The sequence below is a fragment of the Oceanobacillus sp. HCA-5259 genome, assembly GCF_037892815.1.
GTDB classification, from domain to species: Bacteria; Bacillota; Bacilli; order Bacillales; family Amphibacillaceae; genus Oceanobacillus; species Oceanobacillus indicireducens.
In genome coordinates this window covers 26557-42139 of record NZ_JBBKBV010000017.1, presented here as the reverse complement: position 1 = coordinate 42139, position 15583 = coordinate 26557, and the positions used below count along the sequence as shown (strand labels likewise).

General features: G+C 40.5%; 15 protein-coding genes. 1 reads left to right on the top strand and 14 read right to left on the bottom strand.

Translation table 11 applies throughout. The features are described 5' to 3' along the window. Positions 1 to 316: 316 nt before the first annotated feature. From WKU33_RS10990 to WKU33_RS10945, 10 genes are all read right to left on the bottom strand, one after another. Positions 317 to 1612: an NCS2 family permease gene (locus WKU33_RS10990; protein WP_188858391.1), complete on the bottom strand. Its 1296-nt coding sequence runs from the start codon at positions 1610 to 1612 to the stop codon at positions 317 to 319. A 50-nt stretch (positions 1613 to 1662) separates the two neighbouring features. Then, on the bottom strand, positions 1663 to 2313 hold the full coding sequence (gene deoC, locus WKU33_RS10985; protein WP_188858393.1) for a deoxyribose-phosphate aldolase: 651 nt from the start codon (positions 2311 to 2313) through the stop codon (positions 1663 to 1665). Positions 2314 to 2327: 14 nt separating this feature from the next. After that, a complete protein-coding gene (locus tag WKU33_RS10980) occupies positions 2328 to 3158 on the bottom strand; it encodes a purine-nucleoside phosphorylase (RefSeq protein WP_340454540.1) in 831 nt (276 codons plus the stop codon). Positions 3159 to 3169: 11 nt separating this feature from the next. Then, a complete protein-coding gene (gene deoB / locus WKU33_RS10975) occupies positions 3170 to 4351 on the bottom strand; it encodes a phosphopentomutase (protein ID WP_340454538.1) in 1182 nt (393 codons plus the stop codon). 31 nt (positions 4352 to 4382) lie between these two features. Then, complete coding sequence (locus WKU33_RS10970) at positions 4383 to 5687, bottom strand: pyrimidine-nucleoside phosphorylase (protein WP_340454536.1); 1305 nt, start codon at positions 5685 to 5687, stop codon at positions 4383 to 4385. 339 nt (positions 5688 to 6026) lie between these two features. Continuing rightward, on the bottom strand, positions 6027 to 6851 hold the full coding sequence (locus WKU33_RS10965; protein WP_340454534.1) for a dihydrodipicolinate synthase family protein: 825 nt from the start codon (positions 6849 to 6851) through the stop codon (positions 6027 to 6029). Positions 6852 to 6868: 17 nt separating this feature from the next. Next, positions 6869 to 8065, bottom strand: coding sequence for a CynX/NimT family MFS transporter (locus tag WKU33_RS10960; RefSeq protein WP_340454532.1), 1197 nt, complete (start codon positions 8063 to 8065; stop codon positions 6869 to 6871). A gap of 40 nt (positions 8066 to 8105) precedes the next feature. Further along, a complete protein-coding gene (locus WKU33_RS10955) occupies positions 8106 to 9227 on the bottom strand; it encodes a trans-sulfuration enzyme family protein (RefSeq protein WP_340454530.1) in 1122 nt (373 codons plus the stop codon). A 578-nt stretch (positions 9228 to 9805) separates the two neighbouring features. After that, positions 9806 to 10285 (bottom strand): YbaK/EbsC family protein, encoded by a 480-nt coding sequence (locus WKU33_RS10950; protein WP_340454528.1) that lies wholly within the window; start codon positions 10283 to 10285, stop codon positions 9806 to 9808. A 68-nt stretch (positions 10286 to 10353) separates the two neighbouring features. Then, positions 10354 to 11265 (bottom strand): LysR family transcriptional regulator, encoded by a 912-nt coding sequence (locus WKU33_RS10945; RefSeq protein WP_340454526.1) that lies wholly within the window; start codon positions 11263 to 11265, stop codon positions 10354 to 10356. Between the two features lie 120 nt (positions 11266 to 11385). On the opposite strand from WKU33_RS10945, the gene WKU33_RS10940 reads away from it, so the two are divergent. Continuing rightward, on the top strand, positions 11386 to 12387 hold the full coding sequence (locus WKU33_RS10940) for a YeiH family protein (protein WP_340454524.1): 1002 nt from the start codon (positions 11386 to 11388) through the stop codon (positions 12385 to 12387). A gap of 221 nt (positions 12388 to 12608) precedes the next feature. On the opposite strand, the gene WKU33_RS10935 is transcribed toward WKU33_RS10940, so the two are convergent. The 4 genes from WKU33_RS10935 to WKU33_RS10920 form a co-directional block, all read right to left on the bottom strand. Continuing rightward, positions 12609 to 13223, bottom strand: coding sequence for a TlpA family protein disulfide reductase (locus WKU33_RS10935; protein WP_336252460.1), 615 nt, complete (start codon positions 13221 to 13223; stop codon positions 12609 to 12611). 18 nt (positions 13224 to 13241) lie between these two features. Beyond that, on the bottom strand, positions 13242 to 14000 hold the full coding sequence (locus WKU33_RS10930; RefSeq protein ID WP_336252459.1) for a cytochrome c biogenesis CcdA family protein: 759 nt from the start codon (positions 13998 to 14000) through the stop codon (positions 13242 to 13244). Further along, positions 13987 to 14559, bottom strand: coding sequence for a hypothetical protein (locus WKU33_RS10925; protein ID WP_340454521.1), 573 nt, complete (start codon positions 14557 to 14559; stop codon positions 13987 to 13989). The genes WKU33_RS10930 and WKU33_RS10925 overlap by 14 nt, the downstream gene beginning before the upstream one ends. A 381-nt stretch (positions 14560 to 14940) precedes the next feature. Beyond that, the gene (locus WKU33_RS10920) at positions 14941 to 15501 is read right to left on the bottom strand and encodes a GNAT family N-acetyltransferase (protein WP_340454575.1); all 561 of its coding nucleotides are present in this window, start codon (positions 15499 to 15501) and stop codon (positions 14941 to 14943) included. Positions 15502 to 15583 lie beyond the last annotated feature (82 nt).

Sequence of the window (15583 nt, the reverse complement as noted above, 5' to 3'; positions counted from 1 at the left end):
TCCATTTTCATATTGTATAGCATGGTCAGAACGCTTTCAATAGAAATTTAGATATTAAACCCAAAGGAAAATGATGGAAAATGATGGATAACTAAAATTACCAGCACGAGCCACGTCCACTCTGCGCCCAGCAACTATCAAACTTCACACTCCTCCAATCGATAAGTCAACATCAACTCAAAGAGAAAAGGAAGGCCGACTAAGAACGGGCCAAGGCCCAACATCGGCATACCCCTAAAGGGGCATGTTTCCTTTATCTCATTCCGGAGTGCTCCAGTTTGTACGTTGCTAAACGGGCGCTTACGCCTTTGTTTCTTTATATCGCTTGTAATACGAAATTAATAAGGAATAACAGGGTAATGATATATAGTGGCATGGATACTTCTTTGCGTTTGCCTACTGCAAGTTTTGCTAGTGGGTAAGCAATAAAGCCAAATGCTATTCCATCCGCGATACTGTATGTGAATGGGATCATTATTATAATGATTAGTGCAGGAAAGGCATCTGACAGATCCTTAAAATTAATGTTTTTAATATTAAGCATCATAAGTCCGCCTATTATAATTAAAATTGGCGATATTGCTGTGCTTGGAATTAACTTAATGACTGGAATGAAAAGAGATGCTACAAGAAATAGGAACCCAGTCACAATCGAGGTAATTCCTGTCCTGCCACCTGCTGCAATTCCAGCAGCTCCTTCAACCGTAGATACCGTAGGGCTTGTACCAAACAATCCGCTTAACATCGCTGATATGGAAACAGAACGGATAGCTGGGGTATACTGTTCATCCCGCTGTGCTTGTTTTAGTTGGCCACCTATCAGACCAATATTTTCAAACACGAGAACCATCGTCAGGGAAAATACGGCAATCCAAAATGTAATGGACATGATCCCATCGAAAGACATCGCATTGAAAACACCCGCATAATCAGCCAAGGATAAGTTAGCCCCTCCAGCTTGGTTAAAATCAATCAGGCCAAACATCCAGGCAATCATCGTTCCAACTAAAATGGTGATGAGGAAATGTCCCGGTATGTTACGGAGGAATAATCCAAGCGCTATAATAAATGTAAGGAAAAATGCTAATACTTCAGGGCTCCCGATATCACCAAGCGCAATGATGGAATGTTCCCCTCTCACAATAATATGACTCTTCTCTAAACCAATAAGTGCAAGGAACATCCCTAAACCAACCGTAATGGCCTCTTTTAACGCATTTGGAATCGACTGAGCAAGAATCGTCGCTAATCGTGTAAATGATATGAGAACAAAAATAATCCCCGCTACAAATACAACCGCCAATGCTTCCTGCCAGGTTAGTCCCATGGCATGGACGAACGTATACGTGAACATCGCGTTCAATCCCATGCCCGGAACAAGAATCAAGGGCACATTCGCACCGAATCCGACAATGAAACAGCCGACCATCGACGTTATAATTGTTGCCCAGACGGCACCTTCAATCGGAATTCCAGCATCCGAAAGTATCGTCGCATTTACAACAATAATATATACAATTGCAAAGAATGAGATCAATCCTGCTAGGATCTCTTGCTTTACATTTGATCCTTTATCATAAACTCCAGTTATTCGATTTAATTTATCTTTCACTCTGTCTACTTCCTTCTAAAATTCCCTCGGCCCGCCCAGTCGTTTGATCGTTATTCGGTGACAATTTTAATCCCGGAACTTGCGCCGATTCGACTAGCACCGGCATCTATCATAGCATGTGCATCTTCCTTACCGCGCACACCGCCAGAAGCTTTTACACCAATATCCGGGCCAACTGTTTCGCGCATAAGTTTCACATCTTCCAGCGTGGCTCCTCCAGTAGAGAAGCCAGTTGAAGTCTTCACGTAATCTGCGCCTGCTTTTACAGAAAGTTCGCAAGCTCGAACCTTTTCTTCTTCTGTAAGTAAGCTCGTTTCGATAATTACTTTGACAAGCGCTTTACCTGCCGCAGCATTTACAACCGCACGAATATCATTTTCAACTGCTTCATCGTTTCCAGCTTTCAACTCGCCAATATTAATGACCATATCCACTTCGGTCGCACCATTTGCAATTGCATCCTTTGTTTCAAATGCTTTCGTTTCCGGTGTGTTGGCGCCTAGTGGAAAGCCGATAACGGTACAAACTTCTACGTCAGTACCTTTTAATTGTTCCGCTGCTTCTTTCACCCAAGTTGGATTTACACATACGGAATAAAAGTTATATTCCTTTGCTTCCTTACATAAAGTTATGATTTGCTCTTTCACTGAATCAGCTTTGAGCAACGTATGGTCAATCATTTTCGCGATATTCTCTGTCATTTTCTCACCTCATCTTATTTATGGGAACTTGGTAAACGGCGTACGATGCCTCTAACTAATTTGAGGAAATCCGCTTTTACTTTTTCTGTCGTTTCCATTACTTCTTCATGGGATAATGGCTGGTCTAAGATTCCTGCAGCCATATTCGAAATACAGGATATTCCAAGCACTTTCATTCCGCTATGCTTAGCGACAATCACTTCCGGAACGGTAGACATTCCGACCGCATCCCCGCCTACTTGTTGCAGCATCCGAACTTCCGCTGGTGTTTCATAACTTGGCCCACTATTCCAGACGTAAACACCTTTTTGTAACGGAATTTCTAGGGTTTCAGCAACCTCTTCCATTAGTTCCTGATATTTACGATCATAGGCAGTTGACATATCCGGGAAACGGACGCCAAGTTCCGCATCATTCGGACCGATTAACGGATTTATTCCGACATTATTAATATGGTCCGTAATCATCATTAAATCTCCTGCTTCAAACGCTGGGTTCACTCCTCCAGCCGCATTCGTGACCATTACCTTGTCAATCCCTAGCTGCCTCATCACTCGAACCGGGAAGGTCACTTCATCTAAACCGTAACCTTCATAGAAATGGAAACGCCCTTGCATAGCAAGTACCGTTTTTCCTTCAAGTTCACCAATAACAAGTCTGCCAGCATGCCCTTCCACCGTCGAAACCGGGAAATTGGGTATATCCTCATACGTTATCTGTACCGGATTTTCTATTTCCTCCGCGAGTACACCAAGACCTGAACCAAGAATAAGACCAATTTCAGGACGTGCTGTCAATTTATCGTTAATAAACGTTGCAGCTGTTTCAATTGCTGTTTTATTCATGTCTCTCCCCCTCACTTTATTTCATTTAAAAAGCTTTGCCCGAACTTCGGACTTGTAACTTGAAAGTTGTCGGCGACCGTCTCGCCAAGATCGGCAAATGTTTTCCGTAACGGCAGTTCTTTTCCTACTGCTATTCCCTTATGATGGACGAGTAACGGAACATATTCTCTCGTATGATCGGTTCCATGATGGACGGGGTCATTTCCGTGGTCAGCTGTAATGATGAGTAAATCATCTTCTCTTAACTTCTCAAACACTTCTGGAAGTCTTGCATCATATTCTTCCAGCGCTTCTCCGTAGCCTTGAGGATTACGGCGATGACCATACTTCGCGTCAAAGTCAACTAGGTTTAAGAAGCTCAAACCAGTAAAGTCCATATCCATCGTTTCCAGTAATTTATCCATACCATCCATATTAGATATGGTTCTTAGAGATTCTGTTACTCCTTCTCCGTCGAATATATCGGAAATCTTACCAATTGCAATCACGTCATAGTTTGCATCTTTCAATTCGCTCATCACTGTCCGCCCGAATGGTTTCAAAGCATAGTCATGACGATTTGCTGTCCGCTCGAAGCTGCCAGGTTCTCCGATAAACGGACGGGCAATGACACGACCAACCATATACTCCGGATCATTCAATACTTCACGGGCATACTCACAGATTTCATATAGTTCCTCAAGCGGAACAATGTCTTCGTGTGCAGCTATTTGTAATACGGAGTCGGCTGATGTATAAACAATTAGTGCACCTGTATCCATATGTTCTTTCCCAAGCTCTTCAATAATCTCCGTTCCCGATGCCGGTTTATTTGCAATCACTTTCCTACCGGATTTCTCTTCTAATTTTTGAATGACTTCATCAGGGAATCCGTCCGGGAATGTACGGAACGGTGTATCAATGTAAAGTCCCATGATTTCCCAGTGTCCTGTCATCGTATCTTTTCCAGCAGAAGCTTCCTGCATTTTTGTATAATGTGCAAGTGGTTTTTCTACAGGCTCAATACCTCTTAGCTCGTGAATATTGCCTAGCCCTAATTTCGCCATATTTGGCATATGAAGCCCATCCATATGCTCGGCAATAGACCTAAGCGTATTCGCTCCTACGTCATTATATTTCTCAGCATCTGGGGCCTCACCAATTCCAACAGAATCCATCACAACAACAAATACTCGCTTAAATGTATGACTCATTAATCTTCACTCCTTTAAAAAAGTTGTTCTTTTATTCATAAATGACATCATAGATTAGGGGGTTTTTCTCTATCTTTTCTTTGGAAACAGAATAGGATCCATAAATCTTATCGATCACATCTTTTACATCTTCCCGGTTACTATGAATTGTCACAAGAGATTCGCCTTTTTTCACTTCATCACCGATCTTTTTATTCAGCACGAGTCCAACTGCTAAATCAATTTCGGATTCCTTCGTTAGACGTCCCGCTCCAAGTAAGCTTGCTGCAATTCCTATTTCATTCGCAATGATTTCTGATACAAAACCATCTTCTTTCGCTTCCACTTCAAATGTGTAGGAGCTCTTAGGTAGTTTTTCCGGCGCATCAACAATCGATGCATCGCCGCCTTGCGCTGTGATCATTGTTTTGAATGTTTCAATCGCTTTTCCTGAGTTGATTACCTCTTCAAGCATTTCTTTCGCTTGTTCAATGGAATCTGCTTTCTTACCGAGATAAACCATCCGGCTGCCGAGCTCAAGACAGAGTTCATGTAAATCAACTGGTCCTTCTCCACGTAATGTGTCAATGGCTTCTTTTACTTCAAGCGCATTACCAACTGCAAATCCTAAAGGCTGGTTCATATCCGAAATGACCCCAATCGTTTCTCTTCCAGCACCATTACCAATTTGTACCATCGCATGGGCTAATCTCTTGGAATCTTCCAATGTCTTCATAAATGCCCCAGAGCCTGTCTTCACATCAAGCACAATTGCATCTGCCCCGGAAGCAATTTTCTTACTCATAATCGAACTTGCGATTAAGGGGATCGCATTTACCGTAGCCGTTACATCACGTAAGCTATAAATCTTTTTATCAGCAGGTGTTAAGTTTCCACTTTGGCCGACAACAGCGACTTTGTTTTTATTCGTAAGTTCAATGAATGTTTCCGGCTCGATTTCAACTTGAAAGCCCGCAATGGATTCCAACTTATCAACCGTACCACCTGTATGACCTAGACCACGGCCGGACATCTTTGGAACAGGAACACCTACAGCGGCTACGAGAGGTGCAAGGATTAATGTTGTTGTATCACCTACCCCGCCAGTAGAGTGCTTATCGACTTTCACACCGTCAATTTCCGATAGATCGACTTGGTCTCCAGATTCAACCATCGCTTTTGTTAAATTTACCCGTTCTTCCGTCGTCATATCTTGGAAATAAACAGCCATTAGGAATGCGGACATTTGATAATCAGGAACTTCACCATTTGTATACCCTTCAATTACAAATTCAATTTCCTCTTTTGTTAATTCCAACCCATCACGTTTCTTCTCAAGAACATCTACCATTCTCATGTGGAAAGCACCTTCCTTTTTATATTATGTTTTACGATTCCAAATACTTTTATCCAACAAAGCAGCTAACTTACTTATAGGACGTCCAACAACTAATAATTAGAAAGCCCTTTCAGTCGTTCTACAACTAGTATATGATTGGACGTCCTACAAGTCAACTATTAGTAAATAAGCTTAAAGAATTTGTCACATTTAACAGATTCGGAGAAGGAAATATGAATCAATAATAACTATCCTTATACCAAGAGAGTTATTCTAATAAATAGTATCCTCCCCTTTCAACGGCTTAAAGTATTTTCTAACTAGCGATACAAATTTCAATAAGATTTGTTCAAGAAACTAGTTTCCTATCGGACTTCTACAAATCCCCACTTGAGAGCCTTTCTGATTCAAGATTCTTTTCACATTTACAATTGCATTCCCTTGATAAACCTGCTCTAAAATCATGGCTCTTGCCTTTATTTCTTGTTCGTTCTCCTGTCGCCCTTCTAACAATCCGCGAAACCAATTATTAATTACTCGTGGCGCTATATTCCCTGCAATAGACGATAATCGGTCATAGCCATAAGCTATTTTCTCCTCTAAATCTACCTCTCCACCTGCATAAAAATAAAATTCATTGCGCATGAGATGCTTTTTAATTGCTTCAACTTTTTCTTTAGCCCCGGCATCCTTAATTCCCAAGACTAATTCACACTTGCTCAATTCGAGAATACTACCAACGGAAAGATCGAAACCAGTTCTTTTCGGATTGTTATATAAAATGGTAGGTTTCTTACTTCGTTCCATAATACTCTTTGCATAGCTTACAGCTTCTTCCTGTGTCGGTAAGATATAGGGCGGAAAGCCAAGCATAACTCCCGCGATTTTTGTCTCTTGAATCCTTTCCGCAAGTTCCTCCGCTTTTTTCTGCCTAACGGAAGAAACACCGAATATGATTTCCATCTCGTTAATGAGTTCTTCTTCCTCTTCTAAGCGGTTAAGGAGTTCCATTTTCTCTTGCAGGTTTAAACTATGCTGTTCTCCGGTTGTTCCTGAAACAAGTACAGACTTTATCCCTTGTTTATAAAGGTTTCGTATATGGTTGATCGTTCCATCTAGATCCAGTGATTCATCTTCTAAAAAAGCTGTCGGTATGGCAATATGAAACTGTTCTTTCAGCATCCTGTTACCTCCATTTTCTAGTTATCGATAACGACATCCCGACCAGCGAGCACTCCCGTTATCACGATGATTATTCCAATCGCTATTAATACGATAATCGGTGCCGTCCAGCTGCCCATTACATCATAAAATCCCCCAAATGCAATTGGTCCCGTTGCGGCGATAAGATAACCAATTGATTGGGCCATCCCGGATAAATCAGAAGCTTCATAACCATTTCTAGTTCGTAATGTAAAGAACATCATCGATAAGCTGTAACCACTGCCACATCCAATCCCAATTAAGATAGCGGAAATGATGAGTATACTAAGATTGCTGCTAAATAACCCCGCTGAACCAAGGATGAAAACAATACCCGTGAACGCTCCTAATAATTTTTGGTTTTTCATTCGGTCGGCGAGCACTGGAATGATAAAGTTTACTGGAATAATGCCTAATAACATCACCGAGATGATCAACCCTGCCTGACTAAGCGAATAACCATGAGACTGTAAAATATCAGGCAGCCAGGTTAGTGGGGTAAAGTACATCAATGATTGAAAACCCATAAAAATTGTTACGTTCCAAGCTGTAGCAGAAGTCCACATTTTTGTTTTTTTCTGTTCGACATGTAAGTCTGGTTGGGGCTGTGGATTTCTTACTTGCGGATACCAAACAATGAGCGCAATTAGGATTAATGCGACCCAGATTCCCAAGGAAACTCTCCAGCCAAATCCTTCAATATTCGATAATGGCACACTAACCCCAGAAGCTAGTGCACCAAATATATTCATAAATATCGTATACAGACCTGTCATTAAGCCGATTTTAAAGGGAAAACGCATTTTTATAAGACCTGGAAGCAATACATTTCCAAAAGCAATCGTAATCCCGATCAGAGCGGTCCCAATAAATAATGTGCTAATACCATTAGCAGACCGAACAACAACCCCAAGACCTAATATCATCATCGCTAAAAATATCGTCTTTTCCATACCGAACCGGTTTGCGATTTTCGGTACAAATGGGGAAACAAACGCAAATGCCAGTAGCGGTAAAGTTGAGATTGAGCCCATTACCGAACTGCTTACGTCTAAATTATCGCGAATAACCGGCACCAGTGAGCCAATTGATGTGATGGGAACACGTAAGTTAGAAGCAAATAACATAATTCCTGCAACTAATAGAAGGCTGATTGTCTCATTTTTCCTTCTCTGTTCTGTACCTAATACCATTTTATTGCTGCCTCCAAGCTTCCTTTCATGTATCACGAACTTACTCTAACGCCTGTGACAAATCCTCTTTCAAGTCTTCTATATTTTCAATTCCAACAGAAACACGTAATAAATTAGCTGGTGCCATCGTTTTATCTTTTTCAACGGAGGCGCGATGTTCAATGAGACTATGTGTCCCGCCTAGACTTGTTGCACGTGTAAATATTTTTACCTTTGCTGCAACTTCCATTGCTTCTTCCTCGCCGCCTTTTACTTGGAAAGATAACATCCCACCGAATGAACTCATTTGTTTCGCTGCAATCGCATGCCCTGCGTGACTAGCAAGGCCAGGGTAATGGACCGCTTCGACTTTTGGATGAGCCTCAAGAAATTGTGCAAGTTCTAATGCATTTTCACAATGGACCCTCATCCTTGGCGAAAGCGATTGGACACCCCGGAGAGCCAGCCAACAATCAAACGGTGAAGGGACTGCACCTTTTTCATGCTGCCAAGCACGCAAATTTTTCAAATAGATACTATCAGACTTAGCCACAATTGCCCCAAGCATTAAATCACTATGACCTCCAATATATTTCGTCACTGAATGAAGGGAAAAATCAACTCCATATGAAAGTGGACGTTGTAAAGCTGGGGTTGGCCATGTATTATCGACGACTGTATAAGCCTCTGCTTTTTGTGCAATCTTCGTAATTGCTTCGATATCGACTATTTTAACAAGCGGGTTAGATGGTGTCTCCATCCAGACAAGACCCGTCGGCGCATCTTGTATCACCTTTTCCACTTCAGCAAGATTCGTCATATCTGCGATGGCAATATCGAATCTCTTTCCAATATCCGTCTCGGATATAAGTGCACGGATACCGAAATACATATCATCCGGCATCAGGCGTGGTAAATCTTGCGGCAGTGCCTCGATTATAGAGGAAATCGCTGCCATCCCGGAAGCATAAGTCACACAGTCAAAACCGGATTCAAGCGATGTCAGACACGCTTCCAGTGCTCGACGATTCGGATTATCCCCGCGACCATACATGAAATCATTTGTATACGAGCCATCTGCAGCTCGTTCATATGTAGTAGATAAATGAAGTGGACTCGTCACTGCCCCAGTTAACGGGTCTATTCCTCGTCCAACATGAATTGCCTTTGTTTCAAAACGCATATCATTTCCTCACTTTCAAAATTTTTGTTGTCTATTCATATAATACTATAGTAAATGGTGATATTTTTAAAGTTTCTGTTATTAATTACCTATATCGTTTGTTGGATGAATAAATTTGTCAGTAACCGAACTTCTGCAGACTGAAACACAAAAACACCCCACCAGCTCATGAGGCGGGGTTCATTTTGATTATCCTATGTTCTTTAAGAGTGCCTGGCACTTCCTTATAGTGAAGACTTATTATTAAATAAGTAATCCATCAAACTATTATAAATAGGTACTTGATCCGTGACCAAAAATACCGGTAGCATTGCGATCACAACAATTACCGTAAGATTAGCCAAAAAAAACTTTATCACTCCGTTTCCCAATGTTTTCATATAATTTTCCCCTTTCGGAATTTAGGGATAGTATAACACTATACGTTATGCGAAACAATACCTTTGTTCACATTTCTGTCACAAATTTAATACGTTTATTTTAATATATTCAATTTTTACCCGATTTAATTAAGGTTAAACAGATTTTTCAAAAAAAATGCCCCTACCATTAAATCGGTAAGGACATGTTTTCATGTTTTATCCTTTTATATTTAATACTTCACCATCTGTTAGTTCAATTAATTGGACAGGTGTCATTTGAAACACAGCTTTCGGATGCCCTGCGGCGCCCCATATATCTTCGTATTGAAGTAAATCTTCATCAATGATAACTTTAATCGTCGCATCCTGAATGACTGGTGACACACCGCCTATCGCAAAGCCAGTTTTTTCTTTCACAAATTCCGCATCTGCTTTTCCTAATGTTTCACCAATCAACTCACCTAAATGCTTTTCATTAATCCGGTTGGAACCACTGGCTATAACGAGCAATGCGTTGTCGGATTCTTTCAATTTAAAGACAATCGATTTCGCGATTTGCGCAACTTTACACCCTAGTGCCTCAGCGGCTTCCTTTGCGGTTCGCGTGCTATCTGCAAGCTCAATTACTTCATTGTCATATCCCTTCGCAAGCAGAGAATCTTGTACAACTTGCGCGCTTTTCTTTAATTTCCCCATTGTCTGTAATCCCCTCTTTTTATCTTTTATTATAACTAAATATTTGAAAAATATACAGAGGAAAAACTTCACTGCTCATTCTGGAAACTTTTTCTTTGATTTCCATTTCCATTGTCTCGAACAAGATTAAGAAAGACCTCTAAGGCCCTCGTCCGGAATGGAGATTTTGTAATAATCGAGAATTCTCGTAAGAGCGGGAGACCATCAATCCCGATAATTTTTAACTCTCCATAGCTCACTTCTTTTTGAATCCCCCACTTGGATAGCAGGCTAATTCCAAGACCGGCCGCTACCGATTCTTTAATCGGCTGGGTACTGCTAAAATGCATGAACCGGCAAGGATTAATTCCATAAATTTGAAAAAGCTTCTCTGTTGCTTCTCTCGTTCCAGATCCCTTTTCCCGGACAATCCATGTTTCATTTTCAAGATCACGATGCGTTAAACCTTCTTTACTACACAGTTTGCTTGTCGGGGAAGCAACAATAAACATTTCATCTTCAGCAAACGGTTCTATATGAACATCTTTCCTGTTAAAATGCCCTTCGACAATGCCTGCATCAAGTTGGTAGCCCGCAACTAAATCTGCAATCGTGACCGTATTTCCAATTGTTACAGTCGGTTCAATATCCGGGTAATTCCTCTTTAGCTCAGCGATCATTCGCGGCAGAACATATTCCCCAAAGGTATAGCTCGCTCCAATGGCTAGGGGACCATTGGCTTTATTCGTTAAATCGTCTACCAGGTTCTGCATCATTGTATATAAACCTAAAATTTCCTTTCCATAATGATAGACAATCTCACCCGCTTTATTTAAATGAACGTATTTGTTCGTCCTTTCCATTAAACGCATGCCGATTTGATCTTCTAATGCACGAATATATTGACTCACAGCAGGTTGTGTCATGTAATGTTCTTCTGCCGCTTTAGAAAAGCTTTTCTTTTCAGCAACGGTTATAAATAGTTGTAAATGTTTATCCATCATCTCGCCTCCTTACCTATTCATTTTTCTTTATTATAACTAATTACTTATGATAATCATTACTATATTTTATTTTTCTTATGAACTTTTCTTAGCTATGCTAAGAAAAGGAGGGGTTCCATGACGAACAATGCAAAATCATTTCCTTATTGGTTAGCTGGTATCGCATTTACCTTTTTTATTGCTTTACTCGGCTATTTATTGGCACTCGTACCAGGATTTAAGCCCGTTGGCCAATTGGCTTGTGCAATCATTATCGCTGTTCTTTACCGGCAACTATTTGGTTATCCGGAAATATTGCGGGCAGGTATTACATTTTCGACGAAGAAGCTCCTACGTTTCGCTATCATTTTATATGGACTGAAATTAAATATTAATACTATATTCCAAGATGGCATTGGATTGCTCTTGCGTGACGCCATTGTTATAGCCTTTGCAATTGGTCTCATGATGTTGCTAGCGAAAGCGTGGAAGGCAGATCAAAATATTTCATTTTTACTTGGAGTGGGAACTGGGATTTGTGGAGCTGCTGCCATTGCTGCGGTCGCGCCAATAATAAAAACAAAGGAGGAAGACACGGCAATCAGCGTCGGTATTATTGCATTAATGGGAACGATTTTCGCAATTGGATATACATTAATTAAGCCATTATTACCACTCACTGCAATTGATTATGGAATCTGGTCGGGAATCAGCTTACATGAGCTTGCCCATGTTGCAATCGCGGCAGAGCCAGCTGGAGAAGAGGCATTAGCTATGGCACTACTGGCGAAATTGGGTCGAGTATTCCTACTGGTACCGTTCTGCTTTCTTCTTATCTATTTTCTTAAATTCAAACGTAATGGGGAGCGGACACGGGAAAAGATAGAATTCCCTTGGTTCTTGCTCGGATTTATTTTAATGAGTATGTTAGGTAGCTATGTACTCGGTAGCATCTTCCCTGTTCCTGTGAAGCTTTTAGAAGGCGTGAGTACTGCAACAACCTGGATCTTGACAGCAGCCATGGTTGGCCTTGGATTGAATGTAAGCCTGAGAGATTTACGGACAAAAGCATTAAAACCATTCATTGCAATAGGCATCACTTCTATTTGCCTATCCATTGTTGCCTATTTTATAATTTAGAACTACTAAAAGCCATACAACACAAAAGCTGTATGGCTCCTTTTTCTACTCACCATTTATCCTACCTGAACCTATTTGATCAGGCATCTTCTAGCGGCAATGTTAACCCGAATGTATTTGTATCTTTCCCTTCCTTCCAACCAATATCTCCATTATGTCGTTCAATAATTTCTTTTGTTTCAGCCTCTGACACCTCTATATATATTGTAAGGAAAAAACTGTTATTTCATCTTTTCGAACTCCTGTATCATCAATTCATAATTCAAAGCACCCAAGGCTTTATTATGAATCGTACCGTCCGAATTGATCAAATAAGAAGTTGGGATCGGCTGAACGCGATACACCTCCGCAGCAGCATTCCCTTCATCGGTATAAACAGAAAAGGTGAGTCCATAATCATCGATAAACTGATGAACATCGTCAAGGCTCGTCTCTGTTTCAATTAAATTAACTGCAATAATTTTTATATCTGTATTCTGATGGAACTTCTCCATATCCGGCATTTCCGCACGGCAAGGCGGGCACCAGGTTCCCCAGAAATTCAGCATGACACGTTCCCCGCGGAAATCAGATAACTGCACCTCTTCCCCGTCCATTGTCTTCAATTTCACGTCAGGTGCCATATCACCGAAATCTAGCCCTTCCTCACCCTCCCCAGCACTCCCATTTACTGCGATATCGCTAGACACACTCGCACCTTCTTCACCGCTTGTTTCTATTTCAGACTCATCCACATCATTCTCCTCTACAGTTGCCGTATCAGAATCTCCGATAAATTCATAGACCGTCCAGCCAAACATGAGAACAAATACAACAATAAGAATTAACTTTTTCATCCCAAAAGCCTCCTAATATTATCCTAGTCTTGATAACCATGTATCATCAACAATATCAAGTAAGAAACCAGTAATTTGCGGCATCAGTCCTAAGAACAATACGAGCCCCATGAGAATCATGACGACCGCACCGACCTTCATAATGATGCCACTATGGCGCACAATCCATCTTGTGGAACCGAGGTAAAAGCTTAAGACAAGAAACGGCAACGAAAAGCCGACAACGTACATCACCGTGTAGAAAATGCCTTGTCCGGGATTACTAGCTGCTAGTAGTAAAATAGATCCGAAAATCGGTCCAATACATGGCGTCCATCCAGCCGCAAATCCAAGACCTATTAAAAATGTTCCAATGTAATTCGCCCGCTTTTTCGTATATTGAAAACGCCTTTCCTTCATCAAGCTTGGAATTGTAATCCAACCTCCAACAAAGAGCCCCATGAACATGATTAGGATGCCCGCAATCCGCTGAATAAACAACCCTGAATCTCCTATCAGCAATCCCTGCACCCACTGTCCAAACAATGACGCACTTGCTCCAAGGCTAATGAAGACAAGCGATACGGCAATTAGAAAGATTAAAGAATGACTAAGGATTTCTTTTCTGATTTTTGTATTTTTACTTCTTTGTAACTCTTTCACACTGATCCCTGTTATGTAGGACAGGTACGCTGGAAAAATTGGAAGTACACAAGGAGATAAGAATGATAACGCCCCTGCACCAACCGCAAGAAATGTGCCCGCAATCAATAGCGTATCTGCTTCAATTCCGCCCACGACGATCCCTCTTTCTTAAAATAATAACGATATTTATTGTAAAAAATAACCAAACAAACCAAGGTGCTATTATATAACCGAACACGGTAACAAATGGTTGTATCGAATAAAGAATGAACACTCCAACAGACCAAACAACCAGTAACATGATGAACAGCAGCTTGTCAGGTAATTGATCATGTACGATGTAATATAAGATAAGAAGCAAGGTGATTAAAATAAAGTATCCAATTGTACCACCAGTTTGAAGCCAAACGAGGTAAATAAATTCATACGAAAAAGATGCGACTAAAATTACAGGAATAAATGATTTCATAAATGGGACAGCATTTATTTTTCCCCTCTTGACGTTTATAAACAGGATAATCCCACTGATTAGAATAGCGAGATAAAATGCTTGAGAATCACTTGGGTAAGCAAGCACTGCCAAAGGATCTTGGATGAACAGCTTCAGATTCGTTAAAATTTTCCCGATCCAAATAAAGATGACAACATTTATCAACTCTGAAACCATCTGTTCGATATGTATTTTTTTATTGTTTTTAGATAAATCACTCATTATATAAAAGAAAAGGATCCCCCCTGCAAAACTCAGAGCAAATACACCTATAGGTATTAATTTACTTATTAGCGCCAATAGTTTTTCTCCTTTATACCATTGTTCTCTAGTTAAGCATACACATTGATTATGAACGTTCGATGAAAATATTAAATTATTCAGTGGATTGATGAAGTAAAGTTTGTTTTAAAAGGAAGGTAGATAAGTCAGCGAGTATTCGATGATGCATTTAAATTGTCCTTAAGTTCCGTTCAGTAAAACATAAGAGCGAAAGAAAAAGCCCGTCTGAAGTTAATTTTCATCTTGGGCTTTAGATATTAGAGTGCTCAAGCCTTTCTTTTTTAATAGTTTATGATCTTACTATTATTATATTAATGCTTCTTAAAAAAACAATTTGCACTCGTCTGATAACCGCTCCCATTCTTCTCTTAATATTCCCATTCGGATAGAGTCATAATATATGCCATTGTATAACCGACATTTTCTCAGTCTTCCTTCCAAACGCATTCCCAATTTCTCACCTAACCGCATCATACGATCGTTCCCGGACCACGTAGCGAAGCCCACTCTAACTAGGGGTAAAGTGTTGAACAAATAATCGACCCACGCTTTAAAAAAGATCGTTCCGTATCCACCATTCCAATAATCGGGGTTATAAATAACAATACCCGTTTCAAGCCAATTTGAAGGCTTATGCTCCCAATAATAGGACACGGTTCCGATCAACTCTCCGTTAACAAACAAGCCCCAGCGATTATCCTGCTGTACTAGAGATGATTTCATTTCTTTCAAAAAAGCATCATATGTTACCGCCGCGTGGTCATAATAAGGGGCATCCCATTTTTTCCATTCCGGATTTGACTCTTTATATGCTAATACCCACAAGGGCTTTAAATCTGTTTCATTTAACGACCTCATTTCAAGTTCGTTATTTATTTTTATACTCAATTAATTCACCTATCTCGTTTTATGTTTGCTGCTATTTATTAAAAAACAGTCTGAACTTAATCCAGCTTAACCAATG

Bases quoted from the DNA above. Each gene is read 5' to 3' on its own strand.
- WKU33_RS10965 (WP_340454534.1), bottom strand. From the start codon at position 6,851: ATGCTGAAAGAACAGTTTCATATTGCCATACCGACAGCTTTTTTAGAA.
- WKU33_RS10945 (WP_340454526.1), bottom strand. From the start codon at position 11,265: ATGGATAAACATTTACAACTATTTATAACCGTTGCTGAAAAGAAAAGC.
- WKU33_RS10940 (WP_340454524.1), top strand. From the start codon at position 11,386: ATGACGAACAATGCAAAATCATTTCCTTATTGGTTAGCTGGTATCGCA.
- WKU33_RS10955 (WP_340454530.1), bottom strand. From the start codon at position 9,227: ATGCGTTTTGAAACAAAGGCAATTCATGTTGGACGAGGAATAGACCCG.
- WKU33_RS10970 (WP_340454536.1), bottom strand. From the start codon at position 5,687: ATGAGAATGGTAGATGTTCTTGAGAAGAAACGTGATGGGTTGGAATTA.
- deoC (WP_188858393.1), bottom strand. From the start codon at position 2,313: ATGACAGAGAATATCGCGAAAATGATTGACCATACGTTGCTCAAAGCT.
- deoB (WP_340454538.1), bottom strand. From the start codon at position 4,351: ATGAGTCATACATTTAAGCGAGTATTTGTTGTTGTGATGGATTCTGTT.
- WKU33_RS10950 (WP_340454528.1), bottom strand. From the start codon at position 10,285: ATGGGGAAATTAAAGAAAAGCGCGCAAGTTGTACAAGATTCTCTGCTT.
- WKU33_RS10980 (WP_340454540.1), bottom strand. From the start codon at position 3,158: ATGAATAAAACAGCAATTGAAACAGCTGCAACGTTTATTAACGATAAA.
- WKU33_RS10925 (WP_340454521.1), bottom strand. From the start codon at position 14,559: ATGAGTGATTTATCTAAAAACAATAAAAAAATACATATCGAACAGATG.
- WKU33_RS10935 (WP_336252460.1), bottom strand. From the start codon at position 13,223: ATGAAAAAGTTAATTCTTATTGTTGTATTTGTTCTCATGTTTGGCTGG.
- WKU33_RS10960 (WP_340454532.1), bottom strand. From the start codon at position 8,065: ATGGTATTAGGTACAGAACAGAGAAGGAAAAATGAGACAATCAGCCTT.